At 71.7% G+C, this 16,743-nt stretch carries 12 protein-coding genes; 8 read left to right on the top strand and 4 right to left on the bottom strand.

Going from position 1 to position 16,743, the window contains the following annotated elements:
• Positions 1-91: 91 nt before the first annotated feature.
• Positions 92-1,567 (bottom strand): AAA family ATPase, encoded by a 1,476-nt coding sequence (locus tag H4281_RS23435; RefSeq protein WP_182893078.1) that lies wholly within the window; start codon positions 1,565-1,567, stop codon positions 92-94.
• Positions 1,568-2,016: 449 nt separating this feature from the next.
• Here H4281_RS23435 and H4281_RS23430 point away from each other — a divergent pair, with 449 nt between their 5' ends.
• The 4 genes from H4281_RS23430 (at position 2,017) to H4281_RS23415 (ending at position 7,017) form a co-directional block, all read left to right on the top strand.
• Positions 2,017-3,219: an IS701 family transposase gene (locus H4281_RS23430; protein ID WP_182893077.1), complete on the top strand. Its 1,203-nt coding sequence runs from the start codon at positions 2,017-2,019 to the stop codon at positions 3,217-3,219.
• Complete coding sequence (locus H4281_RS23425) at positions 3,212-4,663, top strand: ATP-binding protein (protein ID WP_182893076.1); 1,452 nt, start codon at positions 3,212-3,214, stop codon at positions 4,661-4,663. Before H4281_RS23430 ends, H4281_RS23425 begins: the two co-directional genes overlap by 8 nt.
• A gap of 57 nt (positions 4,664-4,720) precedes the next feature.
• A complete protein-coding gene (locus H4281_RS23420; protein WP_312872166.1) occupies positions 4,721-5,806 on the top strand; it encodes a type III PLP-dependent enzyme domain-containing protein in 1,086 nt (361 codons plus the stop codon).
• A 215-nt stretch (positions 5,807-6,021) separates the two neighbouring features.
• The gene (locus tag H4281_RS23415; RefSeq protein ID WP_182893074.1) at positions 6,022-7,017 is read left to right on the top strand and encodes a hypothetical protein; all 996 of its coding nucleotides are present in this window, start codon (positions 6,022-6,024) and stop codon (positions 7,015-7,017) included.
• Here the strand turns inward: H4281_RS23415 and H4281_RS23410 are convergent.
• On the bottom strand, positions 6,978-7,700 hold the full coding sequence (locus H4281_RS23410) for a cupin domain-containing protein (protein ID WP_182893073.1): 723 nt from the start codon (positions 7,698-7,700) through the stop codon (positions 6,978-6,980). The two genes, H4281_RS23415 and H4281_RS23410, sit on opposite strands and share 40 nt — an antisense overlap.
• A 258-nt stretch (positions 7,701-7,958) precedes the next feature.
• On the opposite strand from H4281_RS23410, the gene mdlC reads away from it, so the two are divergent.
• Entirely contained in the window at positions 7,959-9,599 is a 1,641-nt protein-coding gene (gene mdlC, locus H4281_RS23405; RefSeq protein WP_182893072.1) for a benzoylformate decarboxylase, read from the top strand.
• Positions 9,600-9,667: 68 nt separating this feature from the next.
• Positions 9,668-10,897: an MFS transporter gene (locus H4281_RS23400; protein ID WP_182893071.1), complete on the top strand. Its 1,230-nt coding sequence runs from the start codon at positions 9,668-9,670 to the stop codon at positions 10,895-10,897.
• A gap of 85 nt (positions 10,898-10,982) precedes the next feature.
• Here H4281_RS23400 and H4281_RS23395 read toward each other — a convergent pair whose 3' ends face one another.
• On the bottom strand, positions 10,983-12,689 hold the full coding sequence (locus tag H4281_RS23395; RefSeq protein ID WP_220507739.1) for an FAD-binding oxidoreductase: 1,707 nt from the start codon (positions 12,687-12,689) through the stop codon (positions 10,983-10,985).
• 191 nt (positions 12,690-12,880) lie between these two features.
• Here H4281_RS23395 and H4281_RS23390 point away from each other — a divergent pair, with 191 nt between their 5' ends.
• Both H4281_RS23390 and H4281_RS23385 read left to right on the top strand, forming a co-directional pair.
• Complete coding sequence (locus tag H4281_RS23390; protein WP_182893070.1) at positions 12,881-14,284, top strand: MFS transporter; 1,404 nt, start codon at positions 12,881-12,883, stop codon at positions 14,282-14,284.
• 138 nt (positions 14,285-14,422) lie between these two features.
• A complete protein-coding gene (locus H4281_RS23385) occupies positions 14,423-15,304 on the top strand; it encodes an IS5 family transposase (protein WP_182893069.1) in 882 nt (293 codons plus the stop codon).
• Between the two features lie 98 nt (positions 15,305-15,402).
• On the opposite strand, the gene H4281_RS23380 is transcribed toward H4281_RS23385, so the two are convergent.
• Positions 15,403-16,566 carry an acyltransferase family protein gene (locus tag H4281_RS23380; RefSeq protein ID WP_182893068.1) on the bottom strand — a complete coding sequence of 388 codons (1,164 nt, stop codon included), beginning with the start codon at positions 16,564-16,566 and terminating at the stop codon, positions 15,403-15,405.
• Positions 16,567-16,743 lie beyond the last annotated feature (177 nt).

Below are 16,743 nucleotides of genomic sequence, written 5' to 3'. Positions count from 1 at the left end.
GGCGGGAACTGGGCGTGCCGTCCTCGCAGACGCCAAACCCGCCCCGCTTCGGTCCGGGCGGGCACGGCGCCAACCGCATGCCGACGGCTCGCTACGGCAGCGGCCGCCGAGGAGGAACCGCCGGGGACAAATCCGGCCCGGCGAGGCCGTCCCAGGCCTCCCCGGAATTCCCGCCGTCCGCACCCCGCGCGGCGAGCAGCGAATCGAAAGCCACCGCCACGTTCCAGCCGCATCCGCGCTGCCCGGCATGGAATTCGGCCGCCTCGGCGGTGGCCTCGTTGATGCGCCCGGCCAGCAGCAGGGCGTCGATCAGGCACGCGGTGAGATACGGCGGAAACCACGGCATCTCCGCCCGCAGCCCTTCGGCGGCGGCCAGCGACCGACGCAGATGCGAGACCGCCGACGCGCCTCGTCCGGCGGCGACCGCGTGTGCGGCCCGGGAGAACAGCGCCGCTTCGCGGTCTTCGCCAGGGTCCACCAGCTCGACGACCGCCGGCGTCCCGGTGACGGCGAGCAGCCAAGCGCGGCACGCCAGGAACCGGGCGCGGTGCCGGACGTCCGAGCTCGCCGCGGCGGCCAGCACCGCGTCCGCGGCGGCGATGTTTCGTTGTCCGAGCCCGACGACCATCGCCCTGGCTATCTCCGCTTGCGGCGACCGGTCGGCGTGCGTGTCGAGCACGCGCCGGGCCGCGGCGGTTTCGCCGCGCAGCAACAGCGCCATGGCCCAGACCGGCGCGACCGAACGGCCCAGCCCGTGCCAGGCCGCCAGCCTGCACAGTTCGCCCGTCTGGTCGAGGGAGAGCCGCTGCCAGGCACACGCGACCGCGTCCGTCAGCCGGGCGGTCACCGCTTCGCCGGCGGCCCGGCCTTGCCCGCCAGGGAAGATCGGGGACAGCTGATACATCCCGCCGGACAGCGACATTTCGGCGGCGAGGCCGTCGCGGACGACCAGGTCGTGCAAGAGCCCCGGGTTGCCGCCGGTCGAAGCGTGCAGCGCCTCGGCGCTCGCGGGGCGGACCGGGCCGCCGAGGGTTTCGGCGAGGATGCCCGCCACCTCGTCCTCGGTCAGCCGCGGCAGCCGGAGCGTGCGGGAGCCGAGGTCGTAGCGCAGGCAGTCCAGCGGATCCGGGCCGGAGGGCAGCGCGCCGGCGCCCGCGGCGGTCGCGAACACGATCGCGTCGTGCTCGTTCCGCAGCTGTCGCAGCACCCGCACGCTGTACGCGTCGGCGAGGTGCGCGTCGTCGAACGCGACCACGGGCCGCCTGCCGGACAGCCGCGCGGCCACCTCGCCGGTGACGGACGCGACCGCGCGGTCCGGCGTGCCGGTGAAGGCGAACCCGTCGGGCAGCAGGCCGCGCAGCGAGGCGAACGGCGCGGGCCCGGCCGGTTCAAGACGCAGCACCGCGTCGTCCCGCGACAGCGGCGCCCTGGCCAGCGCTTCGGCGAGCAGCGTGCTCCGGCCCATCCCGGGCGGGCCGACCAGCAACACTGGGCCGGGCCCCGGCTCGGCGAACACCGCGCGGATCCGGTCGAGCAGTTCAGTCCTGCCAACGAAAGGCCAGGGCATGCCGTACCTCCCATCATGGAAAGAGCAGACCCTCACCATCCGTGCCCCGGCGCGGTCCGATCAATCGCCAGCTGACTAAGTCCGCCGTCACCGCGACCCTGGTACCCGGAGTACCCCCATAACCACATTCTGGGTAATCGCCGCCGCCCGGGCCATGGTGGGACACACGGAAAAACCGCATCACCCGGAGCACCCGGGCGGAGGGAATCGCATGGCTCCCGCCCGTCGGGCACGGCTGCCGGCCCGGTGATCGCGGGAGCCTGGGGGCGACCCGTTCGCCGGTCTTCCGGCAGCACGCGCACGACGAGCGGCCCGCGAGGTCTTCCAGCAGGAAAGCACGAGGCACGCGCCGTACGCGGCCAAGGCCGCCGCGCGGCTCCATGACGGGGGATGGACGCCGGGAACGTTTTCGGCGGTCACCGCCGACCAGAATTGGGGGAACGGTAACGATGTCCATCGCTGTCGACAAGATATCCGTGCTGAACGAGTCCACGAGCCTCGGCGCGTTCTGCCGGGACCGGCTCTCCCCGCTGGCCCGGTCCGATCAGAGACGCTGGGGCGAGGTGTACGTGCGCGGCCTGGTGACCGTGCCCGGCCGCAAGTCCATCCGGCGCATCTGCGACACCGTGGTCGGCACCCGCGTCGACCAGTGCCTGCAGCAGTTCGTCAACCAGAGCACCTGGCAGTGGGAACCGGTGCGCCGCAACCTCGCCGAGCACGTGACCGAGGCGATCGCGCCGAGGGCGTGGGTGGTGCGCGACGCCGTGTTCCCCAAGAACGGCGCGAACTCCGTCGGCGTGGACAGCCGGTACGTGCCCGCCGCGGGCCGCACCCTCAACTGCCAGGTCGGCCTCGCCGTGATGCTGGCGGGCGGCTCCGTGGGCGTGCCGGTGAACTGGCGGCTGCTCCTGCCGCGTTCCTGGGACGCCGACGAACGGCGCCGCGGCCGCGCGCACGTGCCGGCGGCGCAACGGCACCGGCCGCGCTGGCAGGTGATGCTGGAGGCGGTCGAGGAGATGCGGCAGAACTGGGGGCTGGCCCCGGCCCCGGTCCTCGCCGACGTCTCCGACCAGCAGGACGTCGAGCTGCTGCTGTGGGCGCTGGAAGAGCGCGGGCTCGGCTACCTGCTGCGGGTCGGCCGGCACGTCCCGGTGCCGCCGGCCCGCGCGAGCTCCGGCCGGGCGTGCACCGTGGGCGAGCTGGCGGTGCTGGCCGTCCGGCCCGCGGCCAGGACCCTGAACTGGCAGATCCGCACCGCGGCGCGGGCGTCCGCCAGCCGGTTCGTCGCCTCGCCGGTGTCGCGCGACGCCGAGCCCTCGCGGTACGGCAACGTCCGGGTGGCCCGCCGGCACCAGCCCGCCCGCCACCTGCTCGCCCAGTGGACGGTCGGGCGGAACCGGCCGAAAGCGACCTGGCTGACCAACCTGAACGTGGCGCGGCTGCCGCAGCTGATCGACCTGGTGGGGCTGGACAGCCTCGCCGCCGAGCATCTCGGGCGCATGCAGGACGACGTCGGCCTGCGGCATTTCGAGGGCCGGTCGTACCGCGGCTGGCACCACCACGTCACCCTGGCTTCCCTCGCCTACGCCTACCGCCTCGGCAGCGAACTGCGGGAGAGCCGGGAAGACCTGGCGATGCGGCCCTATGCCTAGGCCGGGCCCCGAGGCGGTCGACGCGCTGCGGCGGATCGAGCTGTTCGCCGGCCTCGGCGAGGAGGAGCTCGGCTGGCTGGCCGTCGCGGGGAAGCCGGTGACCCTCGCCGACGGCGAGGTCCTGTTCGAGGACGGGCAGCGGGCCGAGCACTTCTACGTGCTGCTCGCGGGCGAACTGCTGATCTCCAAGATGATCGGCGGCCGGACCGAGGTGGTGGCCCGGCATTCGGCGGACGCGGTCGCGGCGGTGCCGAGCGCGGCCACGCCGGGTGCGGAGCCGGAGAAACCGGTCGCGGCGCACCAGTTCACCGGCGAGCTGCCGATGCTCGCCGGCGGCGGCTACGTCGCGCGCGGCACCGCGGTCGGCGCCACCGAGCTGCTCGCCTACGACCAGGAGACGTTCCTCGAGATGATCGTCCGCTGCCCGCGGGTGTGCCGCGTGCTGCTCCCGGTGCTGGCCTGGCGGATCCGGTCCTACGAGCTGCAGGCGGGCAGGCGGGCGCTGCTCGACGGCCTCGGCTCGCTGGCCGCCGGGCTGGCGCACGAGCTGAACAACCCGACCGCCGCGCTCGTCCAGGCGGCGCGGGAACTCGGCGAGTCGGTGCGCGAGCTGGCCGGGTCGGCCGTGCGGTGGGGCCGCCTCGCCACCGACGACGAGGACGTCCGCCTCGGCCGGCTGGCGGAACGGGCCCGGGCCGCGAAGCGGCCGCTCGGTCCCTTCGACACGGACCGGACGACGGACGCGCTCGCGGAAGTGCTTGCCGCACACGGGGTTCCGGGCGCGGACGAGACCGCGGCCGTGCTCGTCGAAGGCGGCGTCTGTCCTGACGACCTCGACCGGTTCGCGGATCAGGTGCGCACGAGCGCGCTGCCCGCGGCGGTGGAGTGGCTGGCGCAGGGGCTGCGTGCCGAGGCGCTCGTCGCCGACGTCGCGGAGACGAGCGGACGGATCTCGATGCTGGTGCGGGACACCAAGGCCTACACCAATCTCGACCGGGCGCCGGAACGCGCGGTCGACCTCACCGAGGGGCTCGACGCGACGTTGTCCATGCACGCCGCGCGGCTGGGGAACGTCCAGGTGCGCCGCGACTACGCGCCGGACCTGCCGCCGGTGACCGCGTACCCGAGCGAGCTCAACCAGGTGTGGTCCAACCTGATCGACAACGCTGTCGACGCGATGGACGGCGCCGGCGTGCTGCGGATCGGCACCCGGCGTTCGGGCCGCTACGCCGTCGTGGAGATCCGGGACGACGGACGGGGAATCCCCGCCGACGCGATCGGCATGCTGTTCCAGCCGTTCTTCACGACCAAGGACATCGGCAAGGGCACCGGGCTCGGCCTGCACCTGAGCCACGGCATCGTGACCACCCGGCACCGGGGGACGATCAGCGTGACCTCGGCGCCCGGCGACACGTGTTTCACGGTCTGCCTGCCGGTTGAGTGAAACCCAGCCCCTGCCCCCGATGTCCTCGGCTGCCCGGGTCCGGCGATGGAGCGAAACGTGACCGACCTGCTGTCTGTAGCGGACGAGGCGGGCACGCCCTGCTACGTGTACGACCTCGCCGACCTCCGGGCCGGCCGGCAGTCGCTGCTCGCCGCGCTGCCCGCGCGCGCCGAACTGCGCTACGCGCTGTCGGCCAACCCGCACCCCGAGCTGCTCCGGGAAATCCGCGAAGCCGGCGTGTTGCCCGCGGTGCGGTCGTCCGGCGAACTGGATGCCGCGCTCGTCGCGGGCTGGCCGGGCCGGGACGTCCTTTACACCGGCCCCGCGCGACGGGACGCGGATCTCGAGTGGGCGCTGGGCTTGGGTGTGCGGACCTTCGCCGTCGACTCGCCGGTCGCGCTGGACCAGCTCGCCCGTCGCGCCGCGGGGCGCCCGGTGCGTTGCCTGCTGCGGGTGAACGCGTGCGGATCCGTCCGCGCCGGTGCGGATCCGGACGCGGTATTCGCCGAACCGTCCCGGTTCACGGGGCGCGACGGCGTGCGGGTCGTCGGTCTGCACGTGTGCGCGGACGCCGACGCGGACAGCGCCGCCGACCTGACCGGACGGCTGATCTCGGTTCTGGCCCGGGAAGGCGGACCGGTAGAACGGGTCGGCTTCACCGGATTCGCGCCGAGGTTCGCGCACCTGCTCGCTGGCGGGCCGTTCGTTTCGTTCGAAGTGGACCGCGAGCTAGTCGGCTCCGCGGCCACCCTCGTCACCGCAGTGCTCGACGTGCGATTCTCCGGCGGAGGGCAGACAGCGGTGCTGGAGTCCGGCGCGAACCACATCGGCCCGTTCGCGGGCCGGCATCGCCGCCCGCTGACGCCGAAGCTGATCTCCCGTCCGCTGTCCGGCGATCTGGTGGACACCGTTCTGATCGGCCCGCAGGAGACCCCGTTCGACGTGTGGGCGCCCGCGCTCCGGCTGCCCCCGCTCCGGCCCGGCGACGTACTGGCCGTGCCGGACCTCGGCGCCTGGGGCGTGACCGCGGGCCTGGCCGCGTTCTCGGGAGCGGACCTGCCGTCGGAGGTGGTGGTCGACCGCGACGATCCGGGGGCCGGGGTGGTGCATGTTTCGCGGCTTTCGGTGGCGAGGTATCCCTGACTGCACGGAATCCGGCCGGAATGTTCGCCGTCCCGGCGCCCCCGTGATGAGAATCAGGCCGTGCCGGTTCCGCGGTTTCCCCTCGACAGCGCTCTCGCGCGGTACGCGCTGTCCTGGAACCGCGAGTACCACCACAAACTCATTCTGTTCGCCGCCCGCGCTCTTTGGCAGGCTGCGGTCGGACAGGCTCTTTCTGCGACGCGGGCGGTGGCCACGTGACCGAAACAATCGCATTCGTCTTCGGAGCTGCGCTCGCGGTCGCCGCCTGGCTGTCGGTGCTGCGGACCGTTTTCGTCCCGCGCTGGCGTTCGTCGGTGCTGATGCGCACCGTCGTGGGCGGCACCTGGCGGGCAGGGTCCGTCCTGGCGCACCGGCTGCCGCGTGCGGCGGGCGAGCGGGTGCTGGAACTGTGCGCGCCGCTCGCGCTGTACCTCGCGGCGGCGTGCTGGTTCGTCGCGACGCTCGCCGGCTTCGCGCTGACGGCTCCGGTGCTCGCCGGAGTGCCGCTGACCTGGAGCGGCCTGACCGGATTTCTCGTGCTGCGCGACGGAAACCTGCTGGCTGTCGCCGCGTGGGTCTCGGCGTTGCTGGTGCTCGCGTCGTTCGTCCTGCACCTGCACCGGGTCACGGCGGCGTACAGCCGGCGCGAACTGGTCGTGGCGCGGATGTCGATGCGCGCCGCCATGGCCACCGAGGCCGAGCAGGTGCTGGCCGAGCACCTGCGGCTCGGCTCGCGCGACCACCTCGACCGGCTGTTCGCGCAGTGGACCGGCTGGCTGGCCGACATCCTGGCCACCCACACCGGCTACCCGGCGCTCACCGTCTACCGCCCGGCCACCGGGACGTGCTGGCTGGACGCGGCGGTGCTGGTCCTCGACGCCGCGGCGCTCACCGAGTCGGTCGCGCCGGACTGGGCGCCGCCGAGCACCCGGTCGGTGCTCATGGCGGGCGCGGAGTGCTTTCCCGTGCTGGCGCGGCAGGTCGGCGTCCGCCTCCCGCGGCCCGTGGTGAGCCTGGAGGGCCGCGAGGAACGCGACTTCGACCAGACCCTGAAGGTCGCCGTGGACGCGGGCCTGCCGCAGGAACTCGGCGAACAGGAGGCGTGGCCGGTGTTCCAGCACTGGCGCACCCGCTACGCCCCCTACGCCGTCGCGATGAGCCAGCGGCTCTGCTACCGCGCCGACGATCCTTCCGCGTGGTTGAACTCGTAGCCCTTCCGCTCCGGGCCGCCCTCCACGAATTCGGTGGCCACGCTTCGGCCGGCGTGGACGTTCACCATCACCGCGCGTTCGGTCCCGACGTTGGTGAACGTGTGCGGGACGCCGGCGGGCACGACGCAGACCTCGTCCGGTCCGGTGGTCCGCAGCGTGCCGCCCGCCTCCAGTTCCACCTTTCCGTCGAGGGTGATGAAAACCTCCTCGTACGGATGCACGTGCCGTTTCGGGCCCGCGCCAGGAGGCAGGTCGACAATGAACGCGGAGACATTCGCGCCGTCGCCGTGCGCGCCGCCGTCGAAAATGCGCGCCATGATCTCGCCGCCGAGCCGCACCGACGGAAGGTCGGATTTGTTCACGATGTGCAGCGGTTTCCGCGGGTCCTCGTCGGGAAGCAATTGGTAGCTGCCGGAGGACACGGTCGAGACGTCCACCGCGGCCAGGAAAGCCTGGGTTTCGGGTGCCGAGAAGAACGCGTCCACCGTGCGCTTGGCGTCCTCGGCGGTCGCCCAGTGCACGGAGACGAACCACTCCCCGTCGGCGGAGACCGCGGTCTCCCGCGACTGGAAACCCGGTCGCCGGGCCATGTACCGGGTTTCGACCTCGTGATTGAGCGCGCGGAACGCGCTCTCGCCGACCCCGTCGCGCAGCTTGAATCGGATGGTCTCGATCGTACTCATCGACGAACACCTCTCGTATTTGCCGGAGAAACGCCGAGTCAAACAGGACATGCTCTTCCGGGGCAAGCGAAAGCTGTCTTTTCGCGGTCACTTGTAGAAGTCGCCGGATATTCCTCCGGAAAACCGGATCGGGCGCTTTGCCGCAGCCGACTTAACGACGTCGGCTGGATCATCGGCCGCGCACTGTCGATCCGTTGCCCGCGTGGATAGCGTTCGGACAGCAACCGCAAGTCCGCGCCCCGAAGGAGGGTTTTCACCGTGGCAACGGAAAAAAACGGCAGGTCTGTTCGGGACGCGACACTGGACCTTCTCCGCGAACTCGGGATGACCACGATCTTCAGCAACCCGAGCCATACCGAGATGAAGCTGTTCGAGTCCTGGCCGTCCGACTTCCGGTTCGTGACGGGGCTGCAGGAGGCCTCGGTCGTCGGCATGGCGGACGGCTACGCGCAGGCGACCGGCGCGCCGTCGCTGGTGATGATCAACGGCGGGCCGGGGCTCGGCAACGCGATGGGCTCGGTCTACACCGCGGCAAGCGCGCACACGCCGATGGTGATCCTGGGCGGGCAGCAGGCGAGGAAGATGCTGCAGGGCGCGCCGTTCCTGCACGCGAAGGACGCGACCCAGCTCCCGCAGCCCTACATCAAATGGGCCGCGGAGCCGGCCCGTCCGCAGGACGTTCCCGCGTTGCTCGCCAAGGCGTACCACATCGCCAAGCAGCACCCGCAGGGTCCGACGTTCGTCGCGGTGCCCGAGGACGACTGGGTGCGGCCCGCCGGTCCGCCGGTGAAGGTGCCGACGGTGGAGCAGGCAGTGGTGCCGAACCCGGCGGTGCTCGCGAAGGTGGCCGAGGAGCTCAACGCGGCCGAGCGCCCCGCTTTGGTCGCGGGTCCCGCGATCGACGCGCAGGGGGCCCGCTACGACCTCGTGCGGCTGGCCGAAAAGCTGGGCGCCACCGTGTGGGGGAGCCCGGTGTGGCCGCGCGCCAGCTTCCCGGAGAGCCACCCGCAGTTCGCCGGCGTGCTGCCGCCCATTCCGGAGCTGATCTCGGAAAAACTGGGGCAGCACGACGTCGTCGCCATCCTCGGGAGCCCGGCGTTCACGCTGTTCACGACGGCCGATCTGTTCTCCACCGAGGACGCCGAGCTCGATTCCAGCGCCCCGCCCGAACTGCCGGCGGGGACCCGGTTCCTGCATGTCACCGACGATCCGGAGGCGGCGTCCTGGTCGATGGCGGACGCGGTCTACGTGTGCCCGCCCGGCCAGGTGGTCAAGCAGCTCGGCACGCTGGTGCGCCAGCGCGACGGATTGGCCGCGCCGGCGCCCAAGCAGACCTATCCGGTGCCGGAGGCCACGGAACCGCTCACCCAGGCGTACCTCTTCCACCTGCTGTCGCAGGAACTGCCGGAGGACGCGGTCCTCTTCGAGGAACTCCCGATCGCGCGGGCCGATTTCCACGAGCAGATCCCGCTCGGGCCGTCCAACGGGTACTTCGCGACCGCGAGCGGCGCGCTCGGGTTCCCGTTCGCCGGCGCGGTGGGGTACGCCCTCGCCCGCCCGGACCGCCGTGCCGTGGTGGTCGTGGGGGAGGGGTCCGCGCAGTACACGCTGCACGCGCTGTGGACCGCGGCGCAGCACGACCTGCCGGTGACCTTCGTGATCCCGAACAACTCCGGTTATCTGTCGCTGAAGTACTACCTCGCCGACCAGGAATCGTGGCAGGCCGGCTGGGATCTGTCCGATGTGGACATGGCGCAGCTGGCGAAGGGCTTCGGCTGCGCGGCGGAACGGATCACCTCGCCGGACGGGCTGCGCGACTCGCTGAAGAAGGCCCTCGCCGCCGACGGCCCGGTGCTGCTCGACGTCGTGGTCGAGGACCCGGGGCTGTTCCGTCTCTGACCCTCGGCGAGGAGGCGGCCGCGAACGATCCGCGGCCGCCTTTTTCCTTTTCTACCCAAAGGATTCCCATGACGATTGCCAGCCGTCGGCAGAACGCCGTCGCCCCCGTCCCCTCCCGCCGATCGGCGTCCGTTCTGGTCGGGTTCGCCGCGGTGCTGCTGTCCGCGGCGTCGACCGTGCCCTCGCCGATCTACCCGGTGTACCAACGGGAATGGCAGTTCGACGACTCGACGGTCACCGTGGTGTTCGGGGTGTACTGCGTGTCGGTGCTGGCGAGCATGCTGCTGTTCGGCTCGCTGTCCGACCTGACCGGCCGCCGCCCGGCGATCCTGCTGGCGATCGGCACGGTGTCCGCCGCGACGGTGCTGTTCCTTTTCGCGCAGGGACTTCCGTGGCTGATCGCCGCCCGCGCGGTGCAGGGGTTCGGCGGCGGCATCGGGGCTTCGGCGCTCGCGGCCGCGCTGCTCGAGCTGGCGCCGCCCGGGGCGCGGTGGCGGGGAGTGCTGAGCGGGAGCGTGACGCCGATCATCGGAATCGGCGCCGGTGCGCTCGGATCCGGGCTGCTGGTGGAGTACGGCCCCTCGCCGACCCGGCTGCCGTATGCGATCCTGCTCGGGCTGCTCGCCGCTTCCGGTGTCTGCGTCGCGCTCGTCCCGGAGACCGCGCCGTGCGGGTCCGGTTCGCTGTGCCGCCGGTTCCGGCTGGCGCCCCGGCGGATTCACGTGCCCTCCTCGGCCCGGCGCGCGTTCACGGTGCTGTCGTCGACGATCGTCGCCGTGTGGGCGGTAGGCGGGCTTTACATGGCGTTGGGGCCGTCGGTGGCCGCTGTCGTGCTGGGCAGTTCCAGCCGCGCGCTCGGCGGGACGGTGATCGCGGTGCTGGCCGGCAGCGCCGCGGCGGCACAGGTGGCTTGCCATCGGATGCCGGCCCGGCCGCAGCTGTCGGCCGGGGCCGCCGCGCAACTGACCGGGCTCGTGGGGGTGCTGACTTCGCTGGCCGCCGGGTCGCGGTCGGCGTTCCTGCTGGGAACTGTGGTGCTCGGGTTCGGATGGGGCTGCTCGAACATGGCGTCCTTCCGGCTCGCCAGCGCGCTCGCCCCGCCCGAACGGCTCGGAGAGCTGGTCGCCGCCACGAACATCGTCGCCTATCTCGGCACCGTGGTGCCCACGGTGGCCGCCGGATTCGCCACCACGCAGATCGGGCTGCTCGGGGCCACCGGGGTGCTGATCGTCGGGGTCGGGTCGCTGGTGCTGGTTTCCCTTGCCGGGCTGCGGTATTTGCCCGTGCCCGCGCGGTAAAGCGGTTCCCCGCCGCGGTTCCTGCCCAGCAGACCGGCCCTTCTTCTTGGTGCACAAGAAGAAGGGCCGGTTTCCCGCGTGGGGCTCATCCCGCCCGTCGGGGCCCCGGGACCAGTGCGTAGCTGCCCGACGCGACGGTGCTCTTGTCCACCGCGCCGAGGAACCCTTGCGTCTCCGGCGCGGTGAAGAACGACCCCATCGTGGCGTGGGCGTCCTCCTTGCTCGCCCAGTGCACGACGACCAGGTACTCGCCGTCGGCGTTGCGGGACGTCTGCCTGGACAGGAAACCCGGCCGCCGGGCCAGGTACTCGTCTTGCACCTGCCGGTTCAGCGTGCGGAAGTCGGCGTCGCACACGCCGCCGCGGAGCTTGAACCGGATGGTTTCCACGGTGGTCGAGGGAGCGGGCGCCGGGGGATCCGGGCGGAGCGAGGCGACCGCGTTGAACACGCCGTCCGGGTCGTAGCGTTCGGCGATTTCCAGCAGCCGCGCCGCGTTGGGTCCGAAAGCGACCGTCACGCGTTCCGGTTCGTCGGTGCCCAGCAGGTTCGGATAGCCGCCGGGGAGCGCGTGCCGGGCCAGGTCGGCGGACAGGTCCCGGGCCCAGTGGCGGTGCGCGGTGCCGTCGTCGTCCACAGTGGACTCCCAGGAGGCGCAGATCTCCACCAGCAGGTGGTCTCTGCGCAGTGCGAAGGGGGTGTCGGCCGGGCCGACCTCGGTCGCCGCGCCGTGGAAGTTGTGCAGGAACAGGCCGGTCAGCGGAGAGGTCGCCTTGGACATCGCCGCGACGACGATGTCGATGATCTCGTCCGTCAGGCCGGCGACCCAGCGGGTGCGCATCTCGTTGTGCCTGCCGTCCACGATGCTCGCGTCGAAAAGGCTCAGCACGTCCGGATAGGCCATCGAGGTCAGTTCGCCCGCCACCGGCTTGCCGAGGCCCCGCAGCCGCGCCAGCCACGGTTCGGCCCGCCGCTCGTCCCCGCACCACACCGGGAGCAGGAACAGCACGGGCTCGCCGTCCGGTCCGCCGAAGAACCCGGCCATCACCGTCAGGTCGTGCGGGGCCTCGCTGATCAGGTCCTGGTAGCCGCGCAGCACCCGCGCCGCCTGGTTCAGCGGGAAGACGAGCAGTCCGGCTTGCACCGCGGACACCGGATGCAACTGGAAATGCGCCTCGGTCACCACGCCGAAGTTGCCGCCGCCGCCTCGCAGCGCCCAGTACAGGTCCGGGTGCTCGGTCGCGTTCGCGGTGACCTTCCTGCCGTCGGCGAGCACCACGTCCGCGCTGATCAGGTTGTCGCTCGCCAGGCCGTAGCGGCCGCCGAGCACGCCGTAGCCGCCGCCGAGCGCCAGCCCGGTCAGCCCCACCTTGTTGATCACGCCGGTCACCGGGGCCAGGCCGTACGGACGGGCCGCGGCGAGCACGTCGCCCGCTCGTGCGGCGCCCTGCACGAACGCTGTCCACGACAGGTCGTCCACGCGCACTTCGCGCATCGGCGTCAGGTCGACCAGCAGGCCGCCGTCCCGCAGCGCGCGGCCCGCCCAGTCGTGTCCGCCGCCCAGCACCGAAAGCGGCAGGCCGTGCCGCCGGGCGGCGCAGACCGCGGCGACGACGTCGCGGTCGTCGGCGCAGCGGGCGATCACCGCGGGTCTGCGGTCCACCGCGCCGTTCCAGATCGCCGTGGCGCCGGAATATTCGGGATCCGATTCCGTCAGAACGGATCCGCGCATTTTCGCCCGCAACTCGCGCGCTATTTCCGCGGTCGTCGCGAGCAGGGACGTGGCGACTGACATCTTGGCCCTCCCGATACGTGGTCCTCTCCGGAAAATGGTCCTCGGCCGCGGCCGGCGGCGGCAAGACGGCGGCCGGCACTCCGTGAATTGACAAAGCAGCCGCGACCCGACTTGACGTAGTGCGGACATTCTTTCCCGAGGCTTCGCCAGCCCCGGTAGCGTCGGTATTTTCGACGTCCGGGAGGTTTGCTGTGGCGAGGGTCACGACGTCCGGCGCACTCCGGCTTTCCGCGCCCGCCGGGCGGTGGGTCATGATCGCGACGGCCCTCGGCGCCGGCCTGGTCCTGCTGGAAACCACGGTGGTCAACGTGGCGCTGCCGGCGATCGGGGAGGACCTGGGCGCCTCGCTGACCGGTCTGCAGTGGTCGGTCAACGCCTTCACGCTCACGCTTTCCGGATTCGTCTTGCTCGGCGGCGCACTGGGCGACCGCTTCGGACGGCGGCGGATCTACCTGGTCGGGCTCGCCTGGTTCGCTGTCGCGTCGCTGCTGTGCGGCGCCGCGCAGAACGTCGAATGGCTCATCGCCGCACGGGCGTTGCAGGGGTTCGGCGGCGCGCTGCTCGTCCCGGGGTCGCTCGCGCTCGTCCAGGAGGCGTTCCGGCCCGGCGACCAGGCCAGGGCCGTCGGCGCGTGGTCCGGGCTGAGCGGCGTCGCGGGCGCGGCCGGCCCGCTGGTCGGCGGCTGGCTGGTCGACGTCGCGAGCTGGCGTTCGGCGTTCTGGGTCAACGTCCCGGTCTCGCTGGTCGTGGCCGTGCTGCTGGTCCGGTACGTGCCGGAAAGCCGCGACCCGGGTCCGGCCCGCGGGTTCGACCTCGCCGGCGGACTGCTCGCCGCGGCCGGGCTCGGCTGCGCGACCTACGCGCTCACCGAGGCTTCCAGCGCGGGCTGGCCGGTCTTCGCGAGTGCGGCGGCCGGCCTGATCGCGCTCGCAGCCTTCGTCCAAGCCGAGCGTCGCCGCCGCGCGCCGATGCTGCCGCTCGAGCTGTTCTCGTCCCGGGAGTTCTCCACCGCGAACCTCGCGTCGTTCTGCGTTTACGGCGCGTTGGCCGGACTGTTCTTCCTGTTGCCGATCCAGCTGCAGGTCACCGTCGGGTACACCCCGCTCGCCGCCGGACTCGCGCTGCTTCCGGCCACCTTGCTGGTGCTCGGGCTGTCCGCCCGCGCCGGCGCGCTCACCGCGAAGATCGGTTCGCGGACGCTCGTGTCGGCGGGCTCGCTGTGCTGCGTGGCCGCGCTGCTGCTCGCGCTGCGCATCGGCCCCGGCGCGGAGTACCTCGCGGACGTTCTCCCGACGATCGTGCTCATCGGCGTCGGCATCGCGATGATCACGCCCGCGATCAGCACCGCCGTGCTCGGCGCGGTGCCCGAACAGCGAGTCGGCATCGCGAGCGCGGTGAACAACGGCGTGGCACGCGTCGCGGGTCTCGTCGTGGTGGCCGCACTGCCCGCGGTCGCCGGCCTCCCGCGGGTCCTCGCAGCGGACCCGGCCGCGCTCGACCGAGGGTTCGCCGTCTCGATGCTGATCTGCGCCTGCCTGTTCCTGGCCGGCGGCGTGCTCACGTGGTTCGGCATGCGGCGCACCGCTTCCCGCTGAGGCCCGTGCGCCGGGACCGGCCCGAGCGAGGCCGGGCTTCGTCCGTGAGGGGAACTCTGAGAGGGTGTTGTGGAACCTGGTGGTCGGTTCGGTGTGTCGGCTGTGGTAGCGGTGCGGTGATGATGATCATCGGGTCGGGTGTGCGTCTGTGTGTGCAAGCCGGGGTATGACTCGTCGTTGACTGATGCGCAGTGGGCGGTGGTGGAGCCGTTGCTGCCCAGGACTCATCCGGGCCTGGGCGGTCGGCCGCCGGTGCATTCGCGTCGCCTGGTGATCGACACGATCAGTTATGTGCTGGTCAGCGGGTGCGCGTGGCGGTTGGCGCCGCGTGATCTCGCGCCGTGGGCCACGGCGTATCGGGTGTTCGCGGCCTGGACCGCGGACGGCACCTGGGCGCGCGTGCACGACGTGCTGCGCGACAGGGTCCGCGTCCGCGAGGGCCGGGACCCGCAGCCCTCGGCGGCGATCCTCGACTCGCAGTCGGTCCGCAGCAGCGAGGGCGGCGAGGAGATCGGTTGCGACGCGGGGAAACGGGTGCGGGGCCGCAAGCGGCATGTCCTGGTCGATACGCTCGGTCTGCTGCTGGGCGTGGCGGTGTCGTCCGCGTCGGTGCAGGACCGTCCCGGAGCCCGGCTGCTGCTGGCCGGGATCCGGGCACGGTTTCCGCTGCTCGGGCTGGTGTGGGTGGACGGCGGCTACGTCAACTCCAAAGACGCCACCCTCGTCCGCTGGGCCGAGGAGAACGAGAACATCGAGATCGTGGCGGTGCCCCGCAACGCCGATGTGAAAGGCTTCCAGGTGCTGCCCCGCCGGTGGGTGGTGGAACGAACCTTCGGCTGGCTCACGAGGTGCAGACGCTTGACCCGCGACTACGAACGCAAAACCGCCCACGCCGAGGCGATGATCCAGTTCGCGATGATCCGGCTCATGGCAGCCCGCCTCGCCGACGAACACATCGAACCCCACGGCCCCATCGAAACCGAAGCAGCACGCCGCCTAGCAGAAGACCACAACGACTAACCACCCCGGTTCCACAACACCCTCTGAGGGAATCGAATTTTCTCAGAGTTCCCCTCACGAACCTGCCGACCCGGGCAACGGGCGTCCGTTGTGGATGGTCAGCGGCGCGGTTCGCCAGTCCCCTCCGGCGCCGCGGCGACCGGCACGGCCTCCGGAGCGGGAGGTTTCTTCTTCGGACGGCTGAAGCGCATCATCGGCCGTTCGACGAAGCTGTACAGCAGCCAGCCGAACAGGAGCGACAGGCCGAAGGTGAGGACGATCAGCCCGATCGACACCGGCGTGGCACGCGCGTGCTCGGCGCCGGGATGGGTGGCCAGCCCGATCGGCCCGTAGTCGAAGACCAGGATGTGGACGAGGTAGAACGCGAAGGACACCTCGCCGAGCCACACCATCGTCTTGGTCGCGAAGACCGAACGCTGCCCGGTCGTGTCCGCGACCGCGCCCGCCGCGACGGCGAGCCCGAGCGGCAGGACCACCGGGGCCACCAGCCCCCACGAGTCCGGGAGCGCGACCTGCAGCACGTAGGCGACCCCGAGCAGCAGGAACGCCGTCGTCCGGCGCATGCCGATCCACCGTCCCTTTTGGACGATCAGCGCCATCACGATGCCCATGACGAACTCGAAGAGCCGTGAAGCGGGCATGAAGTAGGTGAACCAGTACTTCCACCACGAAACCGGCTGGAACGGCGACACCGGCGAATCGGGCCCGAGCTGGGAGATCAGCGGCACCAGCCACACCGCGGCCGCGACGGCCGCAGCGGCGGCCCACAGCCGGGCGGCGGGGATCTTGCGCAGCAGCGGCAGCAGCAGCGGGAAGGACAGGTAGAACAGCAGTTCGCAGGCCAGCGACCAGCTCGGCCCGTTGGTGCCCATGAGCACGTCGAAGTCCGGCGACCAGCTCTGCACGAGGAACATGCTCGGCAGCGTGTTCCCGGTGGTGACGGCGGTTCCCGCCCACACCATCAGCAGCAGCCCGGCGAGCCAGGTGAGGAAATGGTTCGGGTAGATCTTCACCAGCCGCCTGCGGTAGAAGCGGGCCGCGGTGTCGTCCGGTCTCGCCGTCCAGGTCAGGATGAATCCGCTCAGCACGAAGAAAAAGCTCACCCCCAGATAGCCGGTCCTGCTCAGGTAGTCGTTGAGGAAGCCGCTGAGGCTGGCGTCCGAGAACAGTTTTCCGGCCGCGACGTGTGTCAGGAAAACCAGCACCGCCGCGATGAATCGCATTCCCGTCAACGACGGGAGCCGCGAGGTTTGTCGAATCATAGCGGTACACCGTAGGCAGGCCGGGAACCGCGCGACCAGAACGCCGTCCGCACTCAGTGACGTCGGGGCCGGAAGAAACGAGTTGCCAGAGTACGGGCGCGATTCCCGGCGCGGCTTGTCGCGGCGTGCCCCGGCTTGGTCTCCTCGACGCAGCGAAACCGCCCCGCGCCGTGCGCG

This window comes from Amycolatopsis dendrobii (assembly GCF_014145675.1).
Taxonomy (GTDB): domain Bacteria; phylum Actinomycetota; class Actinomycetes; order Mycobacteriales; family Pseudonocardiaceae; genus Amycolatopsis; species Amycolatopsis dendrobii.
This window is presented reverse-complemented; position numbering and strand designations above follow the sequence as displayed.

Excerpts from the sequence above, each read along its gene's own strand:
- H4281_RS23435 (WP_182893078.1), bottom strand. The coding sequence starts at position 1,567 with ATGCCCTGGCCTTTCGTTGGCAGGACTGAACTGCTCGACCGGATCCGC.
- H4281_RS23430 (WP_182893077.1), top strand. The coding sequence starts at position 2,017 with ATGTCCATCGCTGTCGACAAGATATCCGTGCTGAACGAGTCCACGAGC.
- H4281_RS23425 (WP_182893076.1), top strand. The coding sequence starts at position 3,212 with ATGCCTAGGCCGGGCCCCGAGGCGGTCGACGCGCTGCGGCGGATCGAG.
- H4281_RS23410 (WP_182893073.1), bottom strand. The coding sequence starts at position 7,700 with ATGAGTACGATCGAGACCATCCGATTCAAGCTGCGCGACGGGGTCGGC.
- H4281_RS23400 (WP_182893071.1), top strand. The coding sequence starts at position 9,668 with ATGACGATTGCCAGCCGTCGGCAGAACGCCGTCGCCCCCGTCCCCTCC.
- H4281_RS23395 (WP_220507739.1), bottom strand. The coding sequence starts at position 12,689 with ATGTCAGTCGCCACGTCCCTGCTCGCGACGACCGCGGAAATAGCGCGC.
- H4281_RS23380 (WP_182893068.1), bottom strand. The coding sequence starts at position 16,566 with ATGATTCGACAAACCTCGCGGCTCCCGTCGTTGACGGGAATGCGATTC.